20 protein-coding genes are annotated in these 24613 nt (G+C 70.2%); 19 read left to right on the top strand and 1 reads right to left on the bottom strand.

Annotated features, from left to right (window positions below; genetic code table 11):
• Nucleotides 1-5: 5 nt before the first annotated feature.
• From SOM13_RS13045 to SOM13_RS12990, 12 genes are all read left to right on the top strand, one after another.
• Nucleotides 6-683 carry an L-threonylcarbamoyladenylate synthase gene (locus SOM13_RS13045; protein ID WP_243215124.1) on the top strand — a complete coding sequence of 226 codons (678 nt, stop codon included), beginning with the start codon at nucleotides 6-8 and terminating at the stop codon, nucleotides 681-683.
• On the top strand, nucleotides 680-1960 hold the full coding sequence (locus tag SOM13_RS13040) for an MraY family glycosyltransferase (RefSeq protein WP_320478307.1): 1281 nt from the start codon (nucleotides 680-682) through the stop codon (nucleotides 1958-1960). The genes SOM13_RS13045 and SOM13_RS13040 overlap by 4 nt, the downstream gene beginning before the upstream one ends.
• Nucleotides 1957-2385, top strand: coding sequence for a hypothetical protein (locus SOM13_RS13035; RefSeq protein ID WP_320479954.1), 429 nt, complete (start codon nucleotides 1957-1959; stop codon nucleotides 2383-2385). Before SOM13_RS13040 ends, SOM13_RS13035 begins: the two co-directional genes overlap by 4 nt.
• Nucleotides 2386-2591: 206 nt before the next feature.
• The gene (gene atpB, locus SOM13_RS13030; protein ID WP_192058118.1) at nucleotides 2592-3398 is read left to right on the top strand and encodes a F0F1 ATP synthase subunit A; all 807 of its coding nucleotides are present in this window, start codon (nucleotides 2592-2594) and stop codon (nucleotides 3396-3398) included.
• A 56-nt stretch (nucleotides 3399-3454) separates the two neighbouring features.
• Nucleotides 3455-3688 (top strand): ATP synthase F0 subunit C, encoded by a 234-nt coding sequence (gene atpE, locus SOM13_RS13025; protein WP_043594505.1) that lies wholly within the window; start codon nucleotides 3455-3457, stop codon nucleotides 3686-3688.
• Nucleotides 3689-3708: 20 nt separating this feature from the next.
• A complete protein-coding gene (locus SOM13_RS13020; RefSeq protein WP_192058115.1) occupies nucleotides 3709-4269 on the top strand; it encodes a F0F1 ATP synthase subunit B in 561 nt (186 codons plus the stop codon).
• Between the two features lie 2 nt (nucleotides 4270-4271).
• Nucleotides 4272-5066: a F0F1 ATP synthase subunit delta gene (locus tag SOM13_RS13015; protein WP_192058113.1), complete on the top strand. Its 795-nt coding sequence runs from the start codon at nucleotides 4272-4274 to the stop codon at nucleotides 5064-5066.
• Between the two features lie 61 nt (nucleotides 5067-5127).
• Nucleotides 5128-6765 (top strand): F0F1 ATP synthase subunit alpha, encoded by a 1638-nt coding sequence (atpA, locus tag SOM13_RS13010; RefSeq protein WP_192058112.1) that lies wholly within the window; start codon nucleotides 5128-5130, stop codon nucleotides 6763-6765.
• A 43-nt stretch (nucleotides 6766-6808) separates the two neighbouring features.
• Nucleotides 6809-7708, top strand: coding sequence for a F0F1 ATP synthase subunit gamma (locus SOM13_RS13005; protein WP_192058110.1), 900 nt, complete (start codon nucleotides 6809-6811; stop codon nucleotides 7706-7708).
• A 39-nt stretch (nucleotides 7709-7747) separates the two neighbouring features.
• Nucleotides 7748-9208 carry a F0F1 ATP synthase subunit beta gene (gene atpD / locus SOM13_RS13000; protein ID WP_192058108.1) on the top strand — a complete coding sequence of 487 codons (1461 nt, stop codon included), beginning with the start codon at nucleotides 7748-7750 and terminating at the stop codon, nucleotides 9206-9208.
• Between the two features lie 2 nt (nucleotides 9209-9210).
• On the top strand, nucleotides 9211-9471 hold the full coding sequence (locus tag SOM13_RS12995) for a F0F1 ATP synthase subunit epsilon (RefSeq protein WP_192058106.1): 261 nt from the start codon (nucleotides 9211-9213) through the stop codon (nucleotides 9469-9471).
• Between the two features lie 22 nt (nucleotides 9472-9493).
• On the top strand, nucleotides 9494-10279 hold the full coding sequence (locus SOM13_RS12990; RefSeq protein WP_243215129.1) for a YaaA family protein: 786 nt from the start codon (nucleotides 9494-9496) through the stop codon (nucleotides 10277-10279).
• Here SOM13_RS12990 and SOM13_RS12985 read toward each other — a convergent pair.
• On the bottom strand, nucleotides 10249-10809 hold the full coding sequence (locus SOM13_RS12985) for a methylated-DNA--[protein]-cysteine S-methyltransferase (protein ID WP_192058103.1): 561 nt from the start codon (nucleotides 10807-10809) through the stop codon (nucleotides 10249-10251). The genes SOM13_RS12990 and SOM13_RS12985 overlap by 31 nt on opposite strands.
• A gap of 170 nt (nucleotides 10810-10979) precedes the next feature.
• Between SOM13_RS12985 and SOM13_RS12980 the strand changes: the two genes are divergently transcribed.
• The 7 genes from SOM13_RS12980 to SOM13_RS12950 all read left to right on the top strand — a co-directional run bounded on the left by SOM13_RS12980 (nucleotide 10980) and on the right by SOM13_RS12950 (nucleotide 24489).
• Nucleotides 10980-11486 carry an FHA domain-containing protein gene (locus SOM13_RS12980; protein ID WP_320478310.1) on the top strand — a complete coding sequence of 169 codons (507 nt, stop codon included), beginning with the start codon at nucleotides 10980-10982 and terminating at the stop codon, nucleotides 11484-11486.
• Nucleotides 11483-12283, top strand: coding sequence for a PP2C family protein-serine/threonine phosphatase (locus SOM13_RS12975; RefSeq protein ID WP_192058099.1), 801 nt, complete (start codon nucleotides 11483-11485; stop codon nucleotides 12281-12283). Before SOM13_RS12980 ends, SOM13_RS12975 begins: the two co-directional genes overlap by 4 nt.
• Before the next feature lie 100 nt (nucleotides 12284-12383).
• Entirely contained in the window at nucleotides 12384-13907 is a 1524-nt protein-coding gene (locus SOM13_RS12970) for a serine/threonine-protein kinase (protein ID WP_320479953.1), read from the top strand.
• Nucleotides 13904-19756: an Ig-like domain-containing protein gene (locus SOM13_RS12965; protein ID WP_320479952.1), complete on the top strand. Its 5853-nt coding sequence runs from the start codon at nucleotides 13904-13906 to the stop codon at nucleotides 19754-19756. Before SOM13_RS12970 ends, SOM13_RS12965 begins: the two co-directional genes overlap by 4 nt.
• A 19-nt stretch (nucleotides 19757-19775) precedes the next feature.
• On the top strand, nucleotides 19776-20747 hold the full coding sequence (locus tag SOM13_RS12960; RefSeq protein ID WP_192058093.1) for an AAA family ATPase: 972 nt from the start codon (nucleotides 19776-19778) through the stop codon (nucleotides 20745-20747).
• Nucleotides 20744-22138 (top strand): DUF58 domain-containing protein, encoded by a 1395-nt coding sequence (locus SOM13_RS12955; RefSeq protein WP_320479951.1) that lies wholly within the window; start codon nucleotides 20744-20746, stop codon nucleotides 22136-22138. Before SOM13_RS12960 ends, SOM13_RS12955 begins: the two co-directional genes overlap by 4 nt.
• Nucleotides 22135-24489, top strand: coding sequence for a DUF3488 and transglutaminase-like domain-containing protein (locus SOM13_RS12950; RefSeq protein WP_320479950.1), 2355 nt, complete (start codon nucleotides 22135-22137; stop codon nucleotides 24487-24489). Before SOM13_RS12955 ends, SOM13_RS12950 begins: the two co-directional genes overlap by 4 nt.
• Nucleotides 24490-24613 lie beyond the last annotated feature (124 nt).

Below are 24613 nucleotides of genomic sequence, written 5' to 3'. Positions count from 1 at the left end.
AGGTCATGGCCTCTCTCTACGACTGCTCCGTCGACTCCGAACTGCTCGCCGGCATGCGCTTCGCGCGCGCCGCCATCGGGCGCGGTGAGCTCGTCGTCCTGCCCACCGACACGGTCTACGGCGTCGGCGCCGACGCGTTCGACCCCGCCGCGGTCCAGCGCCTGCTCGACGCGAAGGGTCGCGGGCGTCAGTCGCCGCCGCCCGTGCTGATCAAGGGGCTCGACACACTCGCGGCCCTCACCGAGTCCGTCCCCGACGTCGTGCGGCCGCTGCTCGACGAGTTCTGGCCCGGGCCGCTGACGGTCATCTTCCGCGCGCAGCCCTCCCTCACCTGGGATCTCGGCGAGACCCGAGGCACCGTCGCCCTGCGCATGCCGAGTCACCCGCTGGCCCTCGAGCTGCTCGAAGAGACCGGCCCGCTGGCCGTCTCGAGCGCGAACCTCACGGGTCGGCCCGCGGCGACGACGGCGGCCGACGCCCGCGACATGCTCGGCGACTCGGTCTCCGTCTACCTCGACGCCGCCGCCGTCGGATCGGACTACGAGCGGCGCCCGGGGGCGAACACCGGCTCGACGATCGTCGATGCGACCGCCGCCGAAGACGGCGTCCTCCGGATCGTCCGGCACGGCGTGCTCGCCGACACCGAGATCACGCGCGTCGTCGGAGTCGACGCGATCGCGTGAGGTACTACCTGCTCGCGATGGCCATCGCGGCGGCGGTCAGCTTCGTCATGTCGGTGGTGGCCTGGCGGGTCGGCCTCAAGTACAAGATCTATCCCACCATCCGCGAACGCGACGTCCACAAGACGCCGACACCTCGACTCGGCGGCGTCGCGATGTACGCCGGCGTGGTCGTGGCGCTGCTCTCCGCCTGGCTGATCTTCCCGCTCATCTCCGGTGTCGACTACTTCCGCCTCGTGTTCGCCGACGCCGGTCCGCCGCTGGCGATCATCGCGGCGGCGACGATCATCGTCGTCATCGGCGTGGTCGACGACCTCTACGACCTCGACTGGATGACGAAGCTCGCCGGGCAGATCATCGCAGCGGGGGTCCTGGCCTGGCAGGGCGTCCAGCTGGTCTCGCTTCCCCTCGGCGGCAGTCTGGCCATCGGCTCGCCCTACATGTCGCTCATCCTCACCATCCTCGCGGTGGTGCTCGTGATGAACGCCGTCAACTTCATCGACGGACTCGACGGTCTGGTCGCCGGGGTGGCCATCGTCGCCAACGGCGTGTTCTTCGTCTACAGCTTCGTCATCTCGATCACCATCGGTCAGACCGAGTACTTCAACCTGGCGGCGCTGATCTCCGCCGTGCTGATCGGCGCCTGCCTCGGCTTCCTGCCGCTGAACTGGCACCCCGCCCGACTCTTCATGGGCGACGCGGGCGCCCTGCTGACGGGGCTCCTCATGGCGACGAGCGCCATCTCGGTGACGGGTCAGATCGACCCGGCGCAGATCTCACGGACGGCGCTCCTGCCGGCCTTCATCCCGATCCTGCTCCCGTTCGCCATCCTCATCGTGCCGCTGCTCGACTTCGGGCTCGCGGTCCTCCGCCGGGTGAGCGCCGGCAAGTCGCCCTTCAGCGCCGATCGGAAGCATCTGCACCACCGCCTCCTCGACATGGGCCACTCGCATTTCCAGGCCGTCCTGATCTTCTACGCCTGGACGGTCGTCGTCGCCGTCGGCTGCCTGATGTTCCTCTTCGTCAAGCCCACGTACTTCGTCATCGTGTTCCTCTGCGTCGGGCTCGTGGCCTGCACCGCCGCGACGCTCGCGCCGCTCAGCCGACGCAAGCGCGTCGAGATGGCCGTCCAGACGACCCCGCGTGACGATCTCGAGGTCAGCGCATCCGGTCGCTTCGACCCGCTCGACGAAGCGGCCTCCGCGCTCGACCCCGCCGACACCGACACGGCCGCACAGGCTGCCGTCCCGGAACTCTCACCCCCGAAGGAACGACCATGAACGACGCCCGATCGATCTTCGTGCAGGTGCTGCGCTACACGGCCGTGCTGGCCCTCGTCATCGCCGTCGTCGGAGGAGGCGCGGGTTACCTCGCCGCCGGCACCGACGGCCTGTACAGCGCCCTGCTCGGAACAGCCCTCGCCGTGCTCTTCGCGGGCATCACGGCCGCCAGCATGCTCGTGGCGATCCGCTTCGAGCTCGCCGCCTTCTTCGGCATCGTGATGGGCGCGTGGCTCCTCAAGCTCGTCATCTTCATCGTCCTCCTCGTGCTGGTGCGCGATCAGCCTTTCGTCAACGACGTGGTGCTGTTCCTGTCGCTCGTGGTCTCGATCATCGGGACGCTCGCGATCGACGCCCTGGTGGTCGTGAGGGGGCGTCTGTCGCACGTGAGCGACGCATCGCTGCCCCCGGCGCCACGCGACTGACAGCAGACCCTTGCGGACCTGCCAGCGAACACTGCAGCGGGTGAAATAAGCTCAGCCGATTCGTCTCTGCGGTCCATACCTTGGTAGGGTTATCTCCGTTCCCCGGCCGCGATTCTCTGCGGGTTATCGGATGACAAACCCACCAATCGTCGCGACACTTCAGGGTGCTCGCCCCGACACAGGAGATAGCGCTGATAGCGAACGCTGTGAACCTGCTCTCCGCCGCCGATGCCGGCCACGGAGACGGGGGATTCCACGCCCCGACTCTTGACGAGTTCTTCCCGCCCGCCATCTTCTTCGAGGGCACGCCCTTCGAACTGAACCGCATCATGCTGGTCCGCCTCTTCGCGATCGCCGTCATGCTGCTGCTGTTCTGGCTGGCTCTCCGCAAGGGCCGGCTCATCCCGTCCCGTGGGCAGAGCATCGCCGAACTGGGCCTCGACTTCGTCCGCATCCAGATCGTCGAGGAGATCCTCGGCGAACGACTCGGTCGCAAGTACCTGCCGATCCTGGCCGCGATGTTCTTCGGCATCTTCGCGATGAACATCACCGGCATCATCCCGGGGCTCAACATCGCCGGCACGTCCGTCGTCGCCATGCCGCTGCTGCTGGCCGTGGTCGCGTACATCATGTTCATCTACGCGGGCATCCGCGAGGCGGGTACGGGAACGTTCTTCCGCAACGCGCTCTTCCCGCCCGGTGTCCCGTGGCCGATGTACATCCTGCTGACGCCGATCGAGTTCATCAACATCTTCATCGTGCGGCCGATCTCGCTCGCTCTCCGACTCCTGCTGAACATGATGGTCGGGCACCTCCTGCTGGTGCTCTGCTTCGCGGCGACGCACTTCTTCTTCTTCAGCATGAGCGGCGGGTTCATGGCCTTCGGCGCCCTGACCCTCATCGGCGGCTTCGTCATGACCATCGTCGAGATGGCCGTCGCGATCCTGCAGGCCTACGTCTTCACACTCCTCGCCTCGGTCTACATCCAACAGGCTGCGGCGAAAGAACACTAAGAACGACGACGGCGTCCGTCGACCGACGGACACCGCCCAACCGGAAGGAAACACAAGTGGACACCACCACGATCCTCGCTGAGATCAACGGCAACATCGCGACCGTCGGCTACGGCCTCGCTGCGATCGGCCCCGGTATCGGTATCGGCATCGTCGCGGGCAAGACCGTCGAAGCCATGGCTCGTCAGCCCGAGCTCGCCGGCCGCCTCCAGGTCACCATGTTCCTGGGTATCGCATTCACCGAGCTGCTGGGCTTCATCGGCCTCGCCGCCGGCTTCATCTTCTCCTGATCAGTTAGGACGACACACCGATGATCGAGACGATCCTCGCGGCCGAAGGCGGCGCGCCCGAAGGGGCTGCCATCTTCTTCCCCGCCGATTACGACATCCTCTGGTCCCTCGTCGTCTTCGTGGTCATCGCTGCGTTCTTCGGGATCTTCGCGATCCCCAGGTTCCGCAAGATCCTCGACGAGCGCGCCGAGAAGATCGAGGGTGGCATCAAGCACGCCGAGGCCGCTCAGGCCGAGGCAGCCGTGGCCCTCGACGAGTACAAGAAGCAGCTCGCGGACGCTCGGGCCGAGGCTGCGCGCATCCGTGAGGCAGCGCGTGCCGAGGGCAACGAGATCCTCGCCGAGATCAAGCAGCAGGCTCAGGCCGACGCCGATCGCATCACCGCATCGGCACACGCCCAGATCGAGGCCGAGCGCCAGGCCGCCGTGGCCTCCCTCCGCGCCGAGGTCGGATCGCTCGCGATCGACCTCGCGTCGGGTGTCATCGGCGAGTCGCTCAACGACGACGCCAAGGCGTCGGCAGTCGTCGACCGCTTCCTGGCCGACCTCGAAGCCGACCAGAACGCTAAGGCGGGCAGCTGACGATGGGTTCCATGTCCCGAGAGGCCCTCGGGTCGGCACGGTCCGTCCTCTCCGATCTGGGTGGGGCGGCCGACCTGGCCACCGGCGAGCAGCTGCTCGACGCTGGCCGGGTCATCGGCGGCTCGGTGCAGCTGCAGGCCTACTTCGCCGATCCGTCGACAGACGTCGTCGTCAAGAAGCAGCTCGTGGACCGGCTCTTCGGCTCGTTCTCCGAGGCGGCACGGGCCCTGCTCGTGTCGGTCGTCGGCAGCCGGTGGTCGTCGTCCCGCGATCTGCTCGCCGGCATCGAAGAACTCGGGTTCCGGGTGATCGCACTCAGCGCCCCCGGCGACAGCGGCATCGAGAACGAGCTCTTCGCGTTCGACGCCGTCGTCCGATCCGACGCTCAGCTCGAGTTGGCCATCGGAACCAAGCTCAGCGACGCGTCGTCGAAGGCGGGCCTCGTCCAGCGTCTGCTGGGCGACAAGGCGAGTCCTCAGACGCTCGCCATCGTGTCGCACCTCGTGCGCCAGCCTCGCGGTCGGCGCATCGGCGAGCTGCTCCGCACGGCCGCCGACATCGTCGCCGACCAGTCCGACCAGCTCGTGGCCACCGTGACGAGTGCGACCCGGCTCGACTCGTCGCACGTCGCTCGTCTCGAGGCGGGGCTCGCGCGGCAGTTCGGGCGTAATCTCCGCATCAACCAGGTCATCGACCCGGCCATCATCGGCGGTCTGCGTGTGCAGGTCGGCGACGAGGTCATCGACGGGACCGTCGCTACGAAGCTGAGTCTCCTCCGACTCCAGCTCGCCGGTTAGACGCGACCTCCCCCACACAGACTCGAGGCCTCCTGAAGCCTCGCTACGAATAGGAATCACAATGGCAGACATCAAGATCAGCCCCGATGAGATTCGCGACGCGCTGAAGGACTTCGTCTCGTCGTACGACCCGTCGAAGGCCTCCACCACGGAGGTCGGCCACGTCACGGACGCCGCCGACGGCATCGCGCACGTCGAGGGTCTCCCGGGCGTCATGGCGAACGAGCTCATCCGCTTCGCGGACGGCACCCAGGGCCTCGCCCAGAACCTCGACGAAGACGAGATCGGCGCGATCGTCCTCGGCGAGTTCTCCGGCATCGAAGAGGGCATGGAGGTCACCCGTACGGGAGAGGTCCTCTCGGTCCCCGTCGGTGACGGCTACCTCGGCCGCGTCGTCGACCCGCTCGGCGCCCCGATCGACGGACTCGGCGACATCGCGACCGAGGGTCGTCGTGCTCTCGAGCTCCAGGCTCCCGGCGTCATGCAGCGCAAGTCGGTCCACGAGCCCATGCAGACCGGCATCAAGGCCATCGACGCCATGATCCCCGTCGGCCGCGGCCAGCGTCAGCTGATCATCGGCGACCGCCAGACCGGCAAGACCGCCATCGCCATCGACACCATCATCAACCAGAAGGCGAACTGGGAGTCCGGCGACGAGACCAAGCAGGTGCGCTGCATCTACGTGGCCATCGGTCAGAAGGGCTCGACGATCGCCTCCGTCAAGGGCGCGCTCGAAGAGGCCGGCGCCATGGAGTACACGACCATCGTCGCCGCTCCCGCCTCCGACCCCGCCGGCTTCAAGTACCTCGCGCCCTACACGGGCTCGGCCATCGGCCAGCACTGGATGTACAGCGGCAAGCACGTCCTCATCATCTTCGACGACCTGTCGAAGCAGGCCGAGGCGTACCGCGCCGTGTCGCTCCTGCTGCGTCGTCCGCCGGGCCGCGAGGCGTACCCCGGCGACGTCTTCTACCTGCACTCGCGTCTGCTCGAGCGTTGCGCGAAGCTCTCCGACGAGCTGGGTGCCGGTTCGATGACGGGTCTGCCCATCATCGAGACCAAGGCGAACGACGTGTCGGCGTACATCCCGACCAACGTCATCTCGATCACCGACGGTCAGATCTTCCTGCAGTCCGACCTGTTCAACGCGAACCAGCGCCCCGCCGTCGACGTCGGCATCTCGGTGTCGCGTGTCGGTGGAGACGCTCAGGTCAAGTCGATCAAGAAGGTCTCGGGCACGCTGAAGCTCGAACTGGCGCAGTACCGGTCGCTCGAGGCGTTCGCGATGTTCGCATCCGACCTCGACGCCGCCAGCCGTCGTCAGCTCGCCCGTGGTGCGCGCCTGACCGAGCTGCTCAAGCAGCCGCAGTACTCGCCCTACCCCGTCGAAGAGCAGGTCGTCTCGATCTGGGCCGGTACCAACGGCAAGCTCGACGAGGTCCCCGTCCCCGACATCCTCCGGTTCGAGCGCGAGCTGCTCGACTACATGGGTCGCAACACCGACGTGCTGAGCAAGCTGCGCGACACGAACGTGCTGAGCGACGACATCGTCTCGGCCCTCGACTCGGGCATCGACTCGTTCAAGCAGGAGTTCCAGACGGGTGAGGGCAAGCCCCTCGCCTCCGTCGGGCGCGAAGAGTTCACGGCCACCGACGCCGACGACGTCAACCAGGAGAAGATCGTCAAGACGAAGCGCTGACGCGCTCTTCGACGATCACGACTGACGAGACAACAGGAGAACAATGGGAGCCCAACTCAGGGTCTACCGACAGAGGATCCGCTCGGCGCAGACGACCAAGAAGGTCACGCGCGCCATGGAGCTCATCTCCGCGTCGCGCATCCAGAAGGCGCAGGCGCGGATGAAGTCCTCGGGTCCGTATTCGCGGGCCATCACGCGGGCGGTGTCGGCCGTGGCGACGTTCTCGGACGTCGATCACATCCTCACCACCGAGCCCGCGACGATCGAGCGCGCTGCGATCGTCGTCTTCACGTCCGACCGCGGTCTCAACGGCGCGTTCAGCTCGAACACGCTGAAGGAGAGCGAGCAGCTCGCCGAGCTGCTGCGCAGCCAGGGCAAGGACGTCGTCTTCTACATCGTCGGTCGGAAGGCTCAGAACTACTTCGCCTTCCGCAAGCGCGACGCGGAGCAGATCTGGACGGGCAACACCGACCAGCCCGAGTTCGCGACGGCGAAGGAGATCGGCGACGCGGTCGTCGGCAAGTTCCTCACCGAGGCGGCCGAGGGCGGCGTCGACGAGATCCACATCGTCTACAACCGCTTCGTGAACATGGTCAGCCAGGTCCCCGAGGTCGTCCGGCTCCTTCCCCTGGAGGTCGTGGAGGGCATCGAAGAGCCTGCTGACGACGAGGTGCTCCCGCTCTACGACTTCGAGCCGGATCCCACGGAGGTGCTGGACGCGCTTCTGCCCGTCTACATCGAGAGCCGCATCTTCAACGCCATGCTCCAGTCCGCGGCTTCCGAGCACGCGGCCCGTCAGAAGGCCATGAAGGCGGCGAGCGACAACGCCGACACCCTCATCCGCGACTTCACCCGTCTGGCGAACAACGCCCGACAGGCCGAGATCACGCAGCAGATCTCCGAGATCGTGGGCGGCGCCGACGCCCTCAGCTCGGCCAAGTAGATCTGCACCCCAGTTTCATCATCCGAAGAGAGAGAAGCCATGACTGACACCGCAACCGCGCCGGTCGCGACCGAGTCGGCTCCCGGCGTCGGGCGAATCGCCCGGGTCACGGGCCCCGTCGTCGACATCGAGTTCCCGCACGACGCCATCCCGGGCGTCTACAACGCGCTCAAGACCACGATCACCATCGGCGACACGACCAGCGAGCTGACGCTCGAGGTCGCGCAGCACCTCGGTGACGACCTCGTCCGCGCCATCGCGCTGAAGCCCACCGACGGTCTCGTCCGTGGCCAGGACGTCACCGACACGGGCGGCCCCATCTCCGTTCCCGTCGGCGACGTCACCAAGGGCAAGGTCTTCAGCGTCACGGGCGACATCCTGAACCTCGAGGGCGACGAGCAGATCGAGATCACGGAGCGCTGGCCGATCCACCGCAAGCCCCCGGCCTTCGACCAGCTCGAGTCGAAGACGCAGCTCTTCGAGACCGGCATCAAGTCCATCGACCTCCTGACCCCGTACGTCCAGGGTGGGAAGATCGGCCTCTTCGGTGGGGCCGGCGTCGGCAAGACCGTCCTCATCCAGGAGATGATCCAGCGCGTCGCACAGGACCACGGTGGAGTCTCCGTGTTCGCCGGTGTCGGTGAGCGGACCCGCGAGGGCAACGACCTCATCGCCGAGATGGAAGAAGCGGGTGTCTTCGACAAGACGGCCCTCGTCTTCGGCCAGATGGACGAGCCGCCGGGAACGCGCCTCCGTGTCGCCCTGTCGGCGCTGACGATGGCGGAGTACTTCCGCGACGTGCAGAAGCAGGACGTCCTGCTCTTCATCGACAACATCTTCCGCTTCACGCAGGCCGGCTCCGAGGTGTCGACCCTCCTCGGTCGCATGCCCTCCGCCGTGGGCTACCAGCCGAACCTCGCCGACGAGATGGGCGTCCTCCAGGAGCGCATCACCTCGACCCGTGGACACTCGATCACGTCGCTGCAGGCCATCTACGTGCCTGCGGACGACTACACCGACCCGGCCCCGGCGACGACCTTCGCGCACCTCGACGCCACGACCGAGCTCTCCCGTGAGATCGCATCGCAGGGTCTGTACCCCGCGATCGACCCGCTGACCTCGACCAGCCGCATCCTCGACCCCCGCTACCTGGGCGATGCGCACTACAACACGGCCATCCGCGTGAAGGCGATCCTCCAGAAGAACAAGGAGCTCCAGGAGATCATCGCGATCCTCGGTGTCGACGAGCTCTCCGAAGAGGACAAGATCACCGTCTCGCGCGCCCGTCGCATCCAGCAGTTCCTCTCGCAGAACACGTACATGGCGAAGAAGTTCACGGGTGTCGAAGGCTCCACCGTGCCTCTGAAAGAGACCATCGAGTCGTTCACGGCGATCGCCGACGGCGAGTTCGACCACGTGGCGACCCAGGCGTTCTTCAACGTCGGCTCGATCTCCGACGTCGAAGAGAAGTGGGCTCAGATCCAGAAGGAGAACGGCTGATCGTGGCTGCTCTCTCAGTGAGCGTCGTCTCGGCCGACCACGAAGTGTGGTCGGGCGAGGCGTCGTCGATCGTCGCTCGCACCGCCGAGGGTGAGATCGGGATCCTCCCGGGTCACGAGCCCATCCTCGCCATCCTGGCCACGGGTCAGGTGCGCGTCCGGTTGTCCGACGGCACGACCGTCGAGGCCACCGCCGACGACGGGTTCCTGTCCGTCGAGAACGACACGGTCACCGTCGTCGCGCGCAACGCGCAGCTCGTCTGACCCGTTCGTCCTCCGCTACACCGTGCTGTTCCTGCTGCCCCCGTCCGAGACAAAACTCGACGGGGGCAGCAGTGCGTCCAGGCTCGAACTCGACGGCCTCGCCTACCCCGGCCTGACCGGCGTGCGTCGTGACGTGATCGGGCGCCTGTCGCTGTTGGCATCCGACGACGTCGCGGCCCTCTCCGCTCTCAAACTCGGCCCCCGGCAGCTTCACGAAGTCGTCCGCGATCGCGAGATCGAGACCTCTCCGACCATGCGCGCACTGAGCCGATACACGGGTGTGCTGTTCGACCCTCTCGATGCCGCGCGCCTGTCTCCGGCCGCCTGGCAATGGGCCCACCGCCACATCCTCGTGCACTCGGCGCTCTTCGGACCGGTGCGTGCCACCGATCTCATCCCCGCGTACCGGCTGTCGCACGACTCCCGACTGCCCGGTGCGTCGCTCCGATCGACCTGGCGCCGACCCGTCTCGGAGGTGCTCGACGACGCCGGCGAATTCGTCGTCGACCTTCGCTCCGAGGGGTACGTCGGGCTCGGGCCCGCGGGCGACCGATCCACCTACATCCGGGTCGTCTCCGACGCAGGCGGTCGTCGGCGGGCGCTGAACCACTTCAACAAGAAGTCGAAGGGGCTTCTCATGGCGGCGCTCCTCGCCGATCGACCGACGCTCGAGACCGCCGTCGACTTCTTCGACTGGTGCCAAGATAACGAGATCGTCGTCGAACCCGGCCACGAGACCCTGCTCGTCGCCGAGACGCTGCTCGAGCGGGAGTCCGTTCAGGTGACCGGCACCGGGCCCTCCCGATAGACGATCCCCTCATGACGGAGCAGCCACTGCTTCGTCTCGACTCCGCTCCCCACCGTGTATCCCGTGACGCCGCCGGTGCGCCCGAGGACGCGATGGCAGGGGATCAGCAGGGGCAGGGGATTCGCCGCGACGGCCCCGCCGACGGCGCGACCGGCCTGCGGGCTGCCGATCACACCGCCCAGGCGGCCGTAGGTCGTCGTCTCGCCCCACGTGACGTCCGTCAGCGCCGACCATATCGAGCGCTGGAACATCGTGCCGGTCATCCGCAACGGCAGATCGAACCGCCGACGGTGACCGGTGAAGTAGTCGCCGAGCTGACGTCGGGCAGCATGCAGCAGAGCGTCCGGTCGTTCGTCGAGATGATCGTGGGGGAGCGGCCCCGTTCCGGCGACGACGACGCGTTCGACGGCGAAGTGCCGGGTGACGATCTCGATGCGGCCGATGGGGCTGTCCAGTCGGACGAAGCCGACGTCGTCCTCCACGCGGTCGTCGTCCGGTGGGAGCGGAGGCACGAGGACGAGGTCAGGCATGGCGTCACCGTAGGAGGCGCACGAGCTCGCGGGGCGGGATGCGGGCGGGGGGTGTGGACGGATCGCGTCGATCGGCGTCGGTGGAGGAGACGACCCGGGGCGCGACCGGCGCTAGCGTGTCTGACGAGGCGACCCGCGCCTCCTCGGCTTCCCGACGGAAGGACGACCGCGTGCGATCCGACGATCCCGATCGGGGCGAGCGCCTCGACGACACCGTGCTGTCCCGGCTCGACGACACGGTGCTCCGACGCACCGACCGTCGAGGGTCCGCGGCGGTCGGTGCCGAGACGCGGGCGCCGGCGCCACGCCGCCTGTCGGGCGTCGTGATCGGGGACAGCGTCTTCCGGCTGGACGGACCCGTGATCGTGGGCCGCCGCCCCACGGCTCCCCGGGTGGTGCGCGGAGCCGCACCCCGGCTGGTGTCCGTCCCGTCTCCGACGCACGAGGTGTCGGGCAGTCACGTGGAGTTCCGGCAGGACGGCGACGTGGTGGTGGTCACCGATCTGCGGTCGACCAACGGCACGACCGTGAGGTCGCCGGCGCGGCTTCCGGTGAGACTTCGGCAAGGCGAGTCGACCGTGGCGGTTCCAGGCACGATAGTTGACCTAGGCGACGGGAACTCCCTCGAGATCGTCGCCCCTCTCAGATCAACCGCTCAGGAAGAACCCCACACGTGACAGAGCTCGGCCGCCCGACGACCGCCCACACCGTGACAGTCGGCGACGACTCGGTCGTCCTCGACTGGGCCGGTGCGACCGACGTGGGGCGCAGGCGGGCCCACAACGAAGACAGTCTTCTCGCGGAGTCGCCGTTCTTCGTCGTCGCGGACGGCATGGGCGGGCACAGCGCCGGCGACGTGGCGAGCGACGCCGTCGTGCGCCGCATGCTCGAGGTGTCCGAGGGCGCGACGGCCTCGACCGACGACGTCGAGGAGGCGCTGCGCCGTGCGACGGCGGACATCGCTGTCGCGGCGGAGGAGACCGAGCTCGGCGTCGGGACGACCGCGACGGGCGCCGTGCTGACGCACGGCGACGAGGGCTTCGAGTTCACCGTCTTCAACGTCGGCGACTCGCGCGTGTACCTCCTGCACGAGGGGCGGCTCCACCAGGTCACCGTCGACCACTCCGTGGTCCAGGAGATGGTGAACGCCGGTCTGCTCAAGGCGGAGGACGCCGAGGGCCACCCCGACAGCAACGTCATCACCCGCGCCGTCGGGTTCGACACCGACCAGGAGCCGGACTACTGGCGGGTGCCCGCCCGACCCGGCCTGCGCCTCCTCGCCTGCTCGGACGGGTTGACGAAGGAGCTGTCCGGTCAGCGCATCGAGGAGATCCTGGTCGACGTGAGCGATTCGCTCGCGGCGGCCGGCGCACTCGTCGATGCCGCCGTCGAGGCCGGTGGGCGCGACAACGTCACAGCGGTGGTCATCGACGTCCGTGCCGCGAGCGAGGCCGTCGGCGCGACCGACGAGTGACCCGGGTCGCGGTCCACCGCGTCGAGGTTCATCGATCCCTCCCCAGAAGTGGGGGAGGGCGCGGCACCCCACGGAGTCGCCGCTCGTGGCGAGAGGCCCGGTGGCGACACCTACAATCGATCGCGCCGACCCGACGTCGGCCCACCTGACCGAACGACCGACCTTCGAGGAGGCCGACGTGGCGCGACGACTGCCGTCCCAGCCCCCTGTGCTGCCCGGTTTCACGCCGGTGCGGGTGCTCGGCTCGGGCGGCTTCGCCGACGTGTTCCTGTACGAGCAGAACATGCCGCGTCGTCAGGTCGCGGTGAAGGTCATGCTCAGCGCGGTCGTCGACGACCGCGTGCGTCAGATGTTCCAGGCCGAGGCCAACCTCATGGCGCAGCTCAGCGCGCATCCGTCGATCCTCACCGTCCATCAGGCGAGCGTGTCCGCCGACGGTCGGCCCTACCTCGTGATGGAGCTCTGCTCCTCCTCACTCAGCGATCGCTACCGAAAAGACCGCATCCCGGTGGCGGACGTCCTCCGCATCGGCGTCAAGATCGGCAGCGCCGTCGAGACCGCGCATCGACAGGGTGTGCTGCATCGCGACCTCAAACCGTCCAACATCCTGACCACCGCCTACGGGCATCCCGTCCTGTCCGACTTCGGCATCGCCGCGTCGCTCGGCGAGAGCGAGCCGAACGACGTCGTCGGCATGTCCATCCCCTGGTCGGCACCCGAGGTCCTCCTGGACGAGACGGGCGGCACCATCGAGTCCGAGGTCTGGTCGCTCGGGGCGACCGTCTACTCGCTCCTGGCCGGACGCAGCCCCTTCGAGATCCTCGGCGGGGAGAAGAACACCGCGTCCGATCTGATCGCGCGGATCGACAAGGCCCGCCTCGCGCCCACCGGTCGGACGGACGTGCCGGCGAGCCTCGAGCGCGTCCTCGCGACGGCGATGTCGAGACGCCCCCAGCAGAGGCCGTCGAGCGTGCTCGAGCTGATCCGAGAGCTGCAGCGGATCGAGAGCGAGATCGGCGTCGCGCAGACCCCGATCGAGGTCGCCGTCGACGACTGGGCGCTCGCCACCGTGGCGGACCTCGAAGACCGGACGCGCCTCCGGGGGGCCGCCCCGGCGGTGTCGGCGAGTCGTCGCCGCCGACGACGGCGCGTGACCGAGGCTCAGGCCCGGGCTGTCCACGGTGGCGACACGGTCGGGGACCGCGCCGTCTCCCGAGGGGTCGCGACGAGGACGGGCCGCGAGGGGCGCAGCAGGACGAGGGGCGCGATGGTGGGGCTGCTGGTGGCCGTCGCGGTCGGCGTCATCGCTCTGGGGGCGGCCGCCACGCTGGTGCTGGTGCGATCCGACCCGGACAGTATCCCGCGGGTGGTCGACGTCGAGGCGGAACGGGACGGCGAGACCGTGACCTTCCGCTGGGACGATCCGGGCCTGCGGGCCGGCGACCTGTACGTCATCGAGACCGACACCGCCGGGAGGGCCGACACCAGCCAGCAGGCGGGCGCGAGCTTCGTCGTCGGCGACGCGGCCGACCGTTCCGAGGTCTGCGTGACGGTGAGCGTCAATCGCGCCGGCCGCACGGGCCAGCCGAGCGCGGAGACGTGCGCGTCGGGGGAGGGCGGATGAGTCGTCTCGGCGCCTGGATGCGATCGCATCGATCGGCGGTGGCCACGGGTGTCAGCGGGCTCGTCATCGTGGGACTCGTGGCGGGCGTGGCCCTCGTCGGGCCGGGGTACGAGCAGCAGCGCCTCGACCTGGACGACGGCACCGTCTGGGTGGCGAACGGCTCGCGGACGGCGATCGGCCGCGCCAACCCCGACGTGGGGGAGCTGAACTCCGCCGTCCGGAGTCAGGGTTCGGATCTCTCGGTCGTGCAGACTCCGACCGCCGTCGTGCTCGTCGACCGTACGAGCGCGACGGCGGGGATCGTGGACCCCGCGACCGCCACGGCGGATGTCAGCGTGCCGCTGCCGCCCGAGAGCCCCGAGGTGCTGCTCGTCGGCGATCGCGCTGTCGTCCTGTCGGGGGGCACGGGCGAGGTCTGGTCGGCGCCGGCGGCCGAGCTCGACTCGTTCACGAGCGACGCCGCCGCCGACTTGAGCCTCGGGGGCGACCTGGTGGCCGGCACCTCACCCGAGGGAGGGATCGTCGTGTTCTCGGCCGAGAGCGGGATGGTCTCTCTGGTCGACTCCGGCCAGGGGCTCGACGTGACGTCGACGCAGGCCGTCGAGACGACCGGCGAGGGGCCTTATCAGGTGGCGGCCGCCGGCTCCCACTGGGCGCTGCTCGACACGGTGTCGGGCGAGCTGACCGTCGACGGACGCACGGTGGAGGTGCCGGGCGGCGGAGATGGAGTCTCCGCCCTGCAGACCGGCGGCGCCGCCGACGACGCGTTCGTCGTCGCCACGTCGAGCGGTCTCTCGTCCGTGCCGTTCGCCGCCGACCGCGTCGACGAGCTCGTCTCGGGTCGAGACGGGACGCCGGCACGACCGGTGGTCGTCGACGGATGTCTCCGGGCAGCCTGGTCGGACGGGACGGAGTGGAGCGACTGCTCGTCGTCACGCGGCGGTCTCACCGCACTCGAGGGGGTGCCCGCCGACGCGGGTCTCGTCTACGACGTGAACGGACGCCGGGTCGTCTTGAACGATCCGGTCACCGGTCGCAGCTGGGCGGTGCAGTCGGGCGGCCGACTCATCGACAACTGGGACGACCTGCTCGATCGCGACGAGATGCGACAGGACGACGAGGATGACGTCGGCGACGACACGCTCGAGCTCGACCCCGACCAGAAGGCGCCGGTCGCCGCCGACGACGACTTCGGAGCCCGCGCCGGTCGCGCCACGAGCCTCCCCGTGCTGCTCGACGACTACGACCCGAACGGCGATCCGCTGTCGATCGACACGGTCGAGGGCGTCGACGACGCGGCCGGACGGGTCGACATCGTCGACGACAGGCAGCATCTGCTCCTCACTCTCGACGACGCCGCGAGCGGTGTGCTCGTCTTCGACTACACGATCTCGGACGGGAGGGGCGGACGGGACACGGCGACGGTCACCGTGACGGTCCGGTCGCCCGACGAGAACGGTCCGCCCGAACAGCGTCGATCGTCGGAGGCGGTGGTCGCGTCGTCGGGTCGGGTCACCACGCCGGTGCTGGGCGACTGGGTGGACCCCGACGGCGATGCCTTCTATTTGACGTCCGCCTCAGGCGAGGGCGGTGTCTCGTCCGCACCGGACGGCGACGTCGTCTACCAGGACAGCGGCGCCGGGGCGACGACCACGGACGTCGCGCTCACGGTGTCCGACGGGCGCGCCGAGGCCAACGGCGTGCTGCGCATCACCGTCGCGGCGGCGGGGGACACCCCGCTGACGACCGACTCCTTCTCGGTCCAGGCCTACGCGGGTCGGCAGACGACGATCAGGCCCCTGGCCTACGCCGAGGGAGGCACGGGCCCGGTCTCGCTGAACAGCGTCCCGGCACAGGAGGGCGCGGAGATCGCTCCGAGCTACGACGCGGGGACGCTGCTCTTCACGAGCGACGAGGTCCGGACCCACAACCTGGAGTACACGGTCACCGACGGCGACCAGACCGCGAGCGGGACCATCCGCGTGGAGGTGCTCTCGCCGCCCGACGTCAACAGCGCACCCGTGACGACGCCCAAGACGGTGTTCGTCGAGACGCTCAGCAGCGAGACCGTCGATGCGGCCGGGACCGATCGTGATCCCGCCGGGAACGTCCTCCTCGTGACCTCGGTCTCGCAGGCGCCCGAGTCGACCGGGCTCCGAGTCGAGACGATCGACCAGCGCTACGTCCGGGTGACGCTGACCAGACCCCTCGACGACGGTCCCGTCGAGCTGTCGTACACCGTGACGAACGGGCTCGCCTCCGCGGTGGGGAGCATCACCGTCGTGGAGATCCCCCGCCGCTCGCAGACCCAGCCGCCGGTCGCCACCGACGATCAGGCGACTGTCCGTGCGGGAGACGTCATCGACATCGACGTCCTCGCGAACGACGAGCAGCCGAACGGAGACGAGGTCTCGCTCGGGCACGACCTCCGTCGCCCGGTGCCGGAGGGTGGCGGTCTGCTGTTCGCCTCGGGTGACCGACTGCGCTACCTGGCCCCCGAGACGCCGGGCATCGTGACGGCCGTCTACACGGCGGTCGGCGAGGACGGCCAGACCGCCGACGCCCAGGTCACCATCACGGTCCGGGAGTCCGATGCGGCGACCAACGCGCCGCCCGTGCCGGAGACCGTCACCGCACGCGTCGTCGCGGGCGAGACGGTCCGCATCACCGTCCCGCTCGACGGCATCGACGCCGACGGAGACAGCGTGCAGCTCGTCGGGATCGGCAGCAACCCCGACAAGGGGGCCGTGTCGATGTCCGGCCCCGATCGTCTCGACTACGAGGCGGGCCCGTACGCGGCGGGCACCGACACCTTCGAGTACTCGGTGGTGGACGGTCTCGGGGCGCGAGCCACCGGCGTGGTGCGCGTCGGAGTGTCGGCCAGGGCGGACGGCTCCCGGGCCCCCGTCGCGGTGGAGGACGACGTCACGATGCGACCGGGCGGTTCGATCACCGTCCGGGTGCTCGACAACGACTCCGATCCCGACGGCGGAGACCTCTCGGTCACGGGCGTCGAGTCGAGTGATGAGACGGTCGATGCCGTGGTGGTGGACGACGAGCTCGTCACGGTCACGCCGCCCTCGACGCCCGGCAGCTACGGCGTGGTGTACGAGGTCGAGAACGCGCGCGGGGGGTCGAGCTCGAGCTTCGTCACCGTGACCGTCGATCCCGACGCTCCGCCGAACCCCCCGCTCGCCGACGACACCGTGCTCGACCTGCGCGACATCCGCGGCCGGGTGTCGGTCGACGTCGACGTCCTCGCGAACGTCTTCTCCGCCGACGTCCCGACCTCGCAGCTGGGCCTCGGCGTCGAGACCGGTTACGACGGCACAGCCGAGGTGACGGATGCCAGGCGCCTCCGGATCACGGTGACCGACGCGAGTCAGATCGTCCCGTTCTGGGTGTCGCACCCAGCCGACCCCGATGTCAGATCGCTCGCCTTCGTGCGGGTCCCCGGCTTCGACGACGCCCTGCCTCAGCTCGACCGCTCCGCCCCCTCGCTCTCCGTCGTGAGCGAGAGCACCCTCCGGATCGATCTCGAGGACCACGTCATCGCGGCCGGAGACCGGGGCGTCCGGCTGACTGACGCGGGGTCCGTCCGGGCGACGCACGCGAACGGCGACGACCTCGTGGTCGACGACACGACCCTGAGCTTCACCTCCGCCGATCTGTTCTTCGGGGTCGCCTCCGTCTCCTTCGAGGTCACGGACGGCCGCTCGGCCGACGACCCCGAGGGTCGGACGGCGACCCTCGTGCTGCCGATCACGGTCACGCCGCGCGACAACCAGCCGCCGGTGTTCACCGGGACGTCCCTCGACCTCGAACCGGGGGAGTCGCGTTCGATCGACCTCTCGAGGGTGACGACGTACCCGTACCCCGACGACGTCGGCGAGCTCCGGTACGAGCTGGGACGGGCATCCGGCCCGGGGTTCTCCTTCGATCTCACGGGACGAGAGCTGACGGTCACCGCCGCCGCGTCGACGGTCGAGGGCACCACGCGCACCCTGCCCGTATCGGTCTCCGACTCCGCGGCCGTCGGGCGAGGAGGCGCGGTGCGGCTGTCCGTCGTCGGCTCGACCCGGCCGCTGGTCGCCCCGGCCGCCGACTCGGTCGTGGTGGCTCGTGGCGGGGCCGCCACGGTCGACGTGCTCGCGAACGACGAGAGCCGGAACCCCTTCCCTGGGCAGCCCCTGCGCGTCGGCGGGATCCGCGGTCTGGGCGGCGCCTCGCTGCCGGCCGGCGTCGCCGTGACGCCGAGCGACGACGGGCGGACGTTGGCGGTGCGCGTCGCCGCGACGGCCTCGCCGATCGACGCCAACATCCAGTACCAGGTGGTGGACGCGACCGGTGATCCCTCGCGTGCCGTCTGGGGCAATGTCACGGTCTCCGTCCAGGACGTCCCCGACACCCCGGTGGCACCCGTCCGTGTCGGGGACTCCTCGGGCGGCCGGCTGACGCTCTCGTACGCTGCGCCGGCGTCGAACAACTCCCCTCTGACCGGCTTCCGTCTCACGGGCATCGGATCGGCCGGCTCGGTCTACACGAGGGACTGCGGCGTGTCGACGGTCTGCACCCTCACCGACCTCGATCCCGAGCAGACCTTCCGGTTCTCCGTCGTCGCCGCCAACGCCGTGGGCGCCTCGGAGCCCAGCGCCTCGAGCGACCCGTACCGTGCCGACTTCGTACCCGCGGCTCCCGGTGACGTGCAGGTGTCGCCGTCGACGACGGCGCCCGGGGTCCTCGACGTCCGATGGGCCGCCGTGCCGCGACCGGCCGGAGGGACCGCCGTGACGGGCTACACGGTCGAGATCACGGGCGACGGGGCGCCGGGCCCGCAGTCGACGACCTCGACGTCGGCGTCCATCCCCGGCCTCGTGCCGGGAGCCCGCTACGACGTACGGGTCTTCGCGACCAACAGGGCGCAGGTCGCCGACGCGTCCGACTGGTCGCGGAGCAGCGCGGTGCGGGCCGCCGCCGTCGGCGTCCCCGGCGCCTTCGCCGTCCGGGCCGGCGCCACGACGAACCAGGTGTCGATCTCCTGGACCGTGCCGGGCGCGGCCGGAGGGTCGGCTCCCCGCTTCGACGTCTATCGGTCGACGTCCGCGACGACGGTCACCGGGTGCTCGGCGACCGGCACCCGAGTGGCGCAGGGCCTCTCGTCGACCACCTACAGCGAGTCGCCCGACCGGGACGCGACCTACGTCTACACGGTCGTCGCGTCGAACGGGATCTTCTGCTCGAGCGCCGGCGCGACTGCGGAGAGCGTGACGCCGCCGGGTCGTGCCGAGGGATCGGTGGCCGTCGAGTACCGCGGCCCGGGGGGTCTGTTCAAGGCGCGCGTCCAGGGGCTGTCCGCACCGGGAGCCGTCGACTCCTACCGGTACCGGCTCGGTTCCGGCGAGTGGCGTCCCGTGCCCGCCGACGGCTTCATCACCGACGACAACGGGAACGGCGTGCCCCTCAGCGTCACCCTGCAGGCCTGCCGCACGGGTCAGACCCGCGACGAGTGCGGTCCCGCCTCGGCCGCGACGAGCGCGACCCCGGTCGACACGAGGGCCGTCGTGTCCTCCTGCACGGTCGGCGCGCCCCTGGGAGCGTCGGAGCCCCGCAACGTCGGCACGCCCGTGACGTCCGTCGTCGTGACGTTCGCCGGGCCGGGCTTCCCCGGGGGAGTCTCGAGCGACCCCGAGGGGATCGCCTACGGTTACAGCAGCGTGGTCCCGGACGGCGCGACCTCCGTGTCGGTCAAGGCGACCGTCGACGGTCACACCGACCCCGAGTCGGCGACCGCGCTCTGCGATCCCGCGCCCGGGCCCGCGTCGACCGACCCGACCGACCCCACCCCCTGACGAGAGAGCGAACGATCGCATGAGCATGACCCCCGAGCAGGCCGCCTGGTTCTCCGACGTCTTCGGTCGCCTGGTGGCCGGCGTCGACCAGGTGCTGCTCGGCAAGTCGTTCGTGGTCAGGCTGTCGTTCACGGCGATGCTGAGCGAGGGGCACCTCCTCCTCGAGGACTTCCCCGGAACGGGCAAGACGTCCCTCGCCCGCGCGATCGCGCAGAGCGTGCAGGGCACGAGCAGCCGGGTCCAGTTCACGCCCGATCTGCTGCCGGGTGACATCACCGGGGTCAGCGTCTACGACCAGGGGCGCAGGGAGTTCGAGTTCCATCGGGGTCCGATCTTCGCGAACGTGGTGCTGGCCGACGAGATCAACCGGGCGAGCCCGAAGACGCAGGCGGCCCTGCTCGAGGTCATGGAGGAGGGGCGGGTCACCGTCGACGGCGTCAGTCACGACGTCGGGCGCCCCTTCATGGTCATCGCGACGCAGAACCCCATCGAGCAGGCGGGAACGTACCGGCTCCCCGAAGCGCAGCTGGACCGCTTCGTCATGAAGACCTCCATCGGGTACCCGGATCACGCGGCGACGGTGCGGATCCTCGCGGGATCGGCGACCCGGGTCCACGAGGGGTCGATCCCACCCGTCGTCCGGGCCGACGTCGTCACCGAGATGGCGCTCCTGGCCCGCACCGTGCATGTCGAGCCGAGCATCAACGACTACGTCGCCCGGCTGGTCGAGGCGACCCGGGCGGCCGACGAGGTCCGGCTCGGGGTCAGCGTCCGCGGCGCACTCGCCCTGGTGCGCTGCGCCAAGACCTACGCGGCGTCCCAGGGGCGCCACTACGTCGTGCCGGACGACGTCAAGGCCCTCGCCGAACCCGTCCTCGCGCACCGCATCGTCCTCGACCCCGAGGCCGAGTTCGACGGCGTCACCCCGTCGAGCGTGATCGGCCAGCTGCTCCTCGAGACGCCCCCGCCGGCCGAGCGGAACACCGTGTGAGCGCCACCCCGACCCGAACGAGCCGTCGCGGGCGAGGCGACGCGGGCGTCGACCATCGACTCCCCGGGGCGACCGCCGGCGTCACCGAGGCACGCACGCGCATCGTGGGCGGACGCGTCGGTCCCGGCGCCGATGCCGTGCGCGCGGCGGCCGAGGCGGCCCAGGCCGTCCGCCGCGCCCTGTCGGGGGCCGGACGCGCCGTGTCGACGCTCGTGACCCCGCTCGGCTGGTCCGTGCTCTGCGTCGTCCCGCTCGGTCTCGTCGCCGGCTACGCCCTCGGGTGGACCGAACTGCTCGCCATCGCCGTGGCCGCCCTCGTCATGCTCGTCCTCGCGGCCCTCTCGCTCCTCGGCCGCACCGCCTTCGAGGTCGCGGTCGTGCTCCCCGACGACCGTGTGTCCGTGGGCCAGCCGCTGACGGGCGAGCTGCGGGTGGCGAACCCCACGCGGCGTCGCGTCGTCGGAGCGACCGTCGAGATTCCGGTGGCCGACGGACTCGTCGAGTTGCACCTCCCCGGGCTCCGCGCCGGCGGGTCCGTCCACGAGCCGTTCAGCGTCCCGACGTCGCGCCGCGGTCTCGTCCGGGTCGGTCCGGCGCGCACGGTGCGGGGCGACGCCGTCGGGCTCGTGCGTCGCGAGATCGAGTGGACCGACGCCGCCGAGGTCTTCGTGCACCCGACCACCGTCGGCATCCCGAGCACCAGCACGGGGTTCGTCCGCGACCTCGAGGGCAGCCCCACCCGCGATCTCGCGCCCGACGACCTCTCGTTCCACGCGATCCGCGAGTACCAGCCCGGCGACGAGCGTCGTCACATCCACTGGCGGTCGACGGCGAAGACCGGCACGTTCATGGTCCGCCAGTTCGAGCAGAGCCGCCGGTCGCACCTCGTCATCGCCTTGAGCCTCGCCCTCGACGACTTCGCCGACCCCGAGGAGTTCGAGCTCGCGGTCAGCGCCGCGGGGTCCCTCGGCGTCCGGGCCATCCGCGACGCGCGCGACCTCAGCGTCGTCGTCGGCGAGCGCACGCCAGACTCCGCCCGACGCCGCGCCGTCGCCGTGCGGACGCTCGACACGGTCACCCGGGGCCGGCTGCTCGACGGTCTCGCCGTCGTCGAGGCGTCCGAGTCGGCTCCGACGATCGCCGACGTCGCCCGGGCGGCGGGCGGTCAGGCGACCGGCGTCTCCGTCGCCTTCCTGGTCGTGGGGTCGACGACGACGCTCGCCGCACTGCGGTCCGCCGCCGTGCGGTTCCCGCTGGGCGTCGAGGTCGTGGCGATCGTCTGCGATGCGGAGGCGGTCCCGGGGGTGCGGCGGCTGGCGGATCTCACGGTGCTGACGATCGGCTACCTCGACGACCTGCGGCAGTCCCTGGCCAGGGCGGCGGCCTCGTGAGCGTCGACCCGGCGGGCCGCGGACCGGCAGCCGGACGACGGGCGGGAGCAGCGCCACGACGGCCCCGCGCCTCCTTCGTCGCCGCCGTCGCCGGGCTCCACGCCCTGTCGATGCTCGTCGCGACGTCCACTCTGTGGCCGGTGTACCAGAGCTCCGCATTCGTCGTGCTCGTCGTGGTGACCATCGCGGTCGGAACAGCCGTCGCGGTCGGCGGAGCCGTGCTGCGCGCGTCCAGCCTCCTCGTCCTGATCGCGACGGTCGTCGTCTTCCTGCTGCTCGGCGTGCCCCTGGCCGTGCCGTCCCAGACGGTCTGGGGCGTCGTCCCCACGGTGGCCGGTCTCGTCGACCTCGTCGGCGGCACGGCGTTGGGGTGGAAGCGGCTCGTGACGATCGGACTGCCGGTCGGCAGCTACGAGGCCCTCCTCGTCCCCGCCTTCGTGCTCGTCCTGCTCGCGACCGTGATCGGGCTGAGCGTCGCCCTCCGGTCGCGGCGGGGCGAGCTCGCCGTCGTCGCCCCGATCGTCGTCTATCTGGTCGGCATCGTGCTCGGACCGAGAGACGCCTGGCTTCCCCTCGGCACCGGGCTCGCCCTCCTGGCCTCGTGCGTGGGGTGGTCCCTATGGTGGCGCCTCCACAGACGTCGGGTCGCTCTGGCAGCGCTCGCAGGAGGCGCGGAGGCGGTCCGCGCGTCGGGTCATCGGACCGTCGCCGTGCGCGCCGTCGCCGGCTCGGTCGTCACGCTGCTCGTCGCCGGCGTGGTCGCCTCGGCGGTCGTCGTCGCCGCGCCGCCCTCGTCGCCCCGGACGGTCGCCCGGACGGTCGTCGACCCGCCCTTCGATCCGCGGAGTCTCGTCAGCCCCCTGACCCGTCTGCGGGTCTACGAGCAGCAGCCCGCCGTCGACCAGACCCTCCTGACCGTCCGCGGCCTCGGTGCCGGGCAGCTGCTCCGTCTCGCGACGCTCGACACCTACGACGGCGTCGCGTACACGGTCGGCAGCTCCGAGGTGTCGAGCGAGTCCGGATCGTTCGATCGGATCCCCTCGACGGTGGACCAGTCTGGTGTCGAAGGCCGGCGGGTCGAGCTCTCCGTCGAGGTCGGCTCGTACCGGGGGGTCTGGCTGCCGACGGTCGGTCGTCTCGAATCGATCGAGTTCGGCGGCGACGACGCCGCGACGCGGCCGACCGGACTCTTCTACAACGACGTCAGCGGGGCGGCCGTCGTCGACGGCGGACTCGACGCCGGAGACACCTACCGCCTCGACGCGGTGCTGCCGACGGGGCCGGACGTCGACCGGCTGGCCGACCTGACGCCCGGCTCGGCGAGTGTGCCGGAGCCCGTCGCCGTCCCGGACGAGCTGACCGACGCGCTCGCCGCCGACGTCCGAGGCGTCGACGGCCCGGGTGCCCGGCTTCAGGCCGCTCTGTCGGCACTCCGTGACGACGGATACATCTCGCACGGCGTCTCCGACGACGAGCCGCCGAGCCGTTCGGGTCACGGCTCCGAGCGTCTGGCGCAGCTCTTCACCGACCCGGTCATGATCGGCGACGCCGAGCAGTACTCGGCCGCGGCCGCTCTGATGGCCGGCGAGCTGGGGTTCCCCGCGCGCGTCGTGATGGGATTCGCGCCCGACGTCGGTGAGGCGACCGACGGCTCGGTGTCCGTGACAGGAGCCGATGTCACCGCGTGGATCGAGGTCGACACGCGGGAACACGGCTGGGTCGCGCTCGATCCCGTCCCCCTCGATCGCCCGATCCCCGACGAGCGGGTCCTCGATCCGAACCGACTGCAGCGCCCGGAGTCGGTGGTGCAGCCGCCCCTCCGGGAACCGCAGCTGCGCGACGAGCAGGCCCCACCGCAATCCGACCAGGAGACGCCGGAGGCGCCACCGGCCTGGCTGGCTATCGTCCGGCTGGTCGTCCCCATCGTCGGCGTCGTCGCTCTCGTCCTGGGACTGCTCGCCTCGCCGTTCCTCGCGATCGTCGCGGCCAAGGCACGTCGGCGTCGTCTTCGTCGTCGGCATCCGGACCCCGCGGTCCGGATCGCCGGCGGGTGGCGTGAGTTCCACGACGCCGCTCTCGATCACGGAGTCGAGATCCCCGCCTCGGCCACCCGGAGCGAGGCGGCTGAGATCGTCGGGGGCTCGCGTCCGACCGTGCTCGCACGGGTCGCCGATCGTGCGACCTTCGCTCCGGCCGAACCGGCGGCGGAGGACGCCGATCGCGTCTGGGTCGCCGTCATCGAGATGAGGAGGGCCTTCGACGCCCGGGCGACGAGATGGCGGCGGGTGGTGGCAGCGGTCTCGTCTCGTTCACTCCGCGGATACCATGGCCGGAAACGTCCCGAACGCTAGCTAGAGGTCTCTTCCGCATGCAGTGCCCCACCTGTGCCAGTCCGTTGCCCGTCGGCGCGATGATCTGCGGCGAGTGCGGCCGTACGCTCTCCGGTGTCGACACCTCGGGTCCCGCCGGGCCTCC

The organism is Frigoribacterium sp. CFBP9030, assembly GCF_034045195.1.
GTDB lineage: Bacteria > Actinomycetota > Actinomycetes > Actinomycetales > Microbacteriaceae > Frigoribacterium.
Note: the sequence above shows the minus strand (reverse complement) of the source record. Positions and strands in the feature narration are given on the sequence as shown.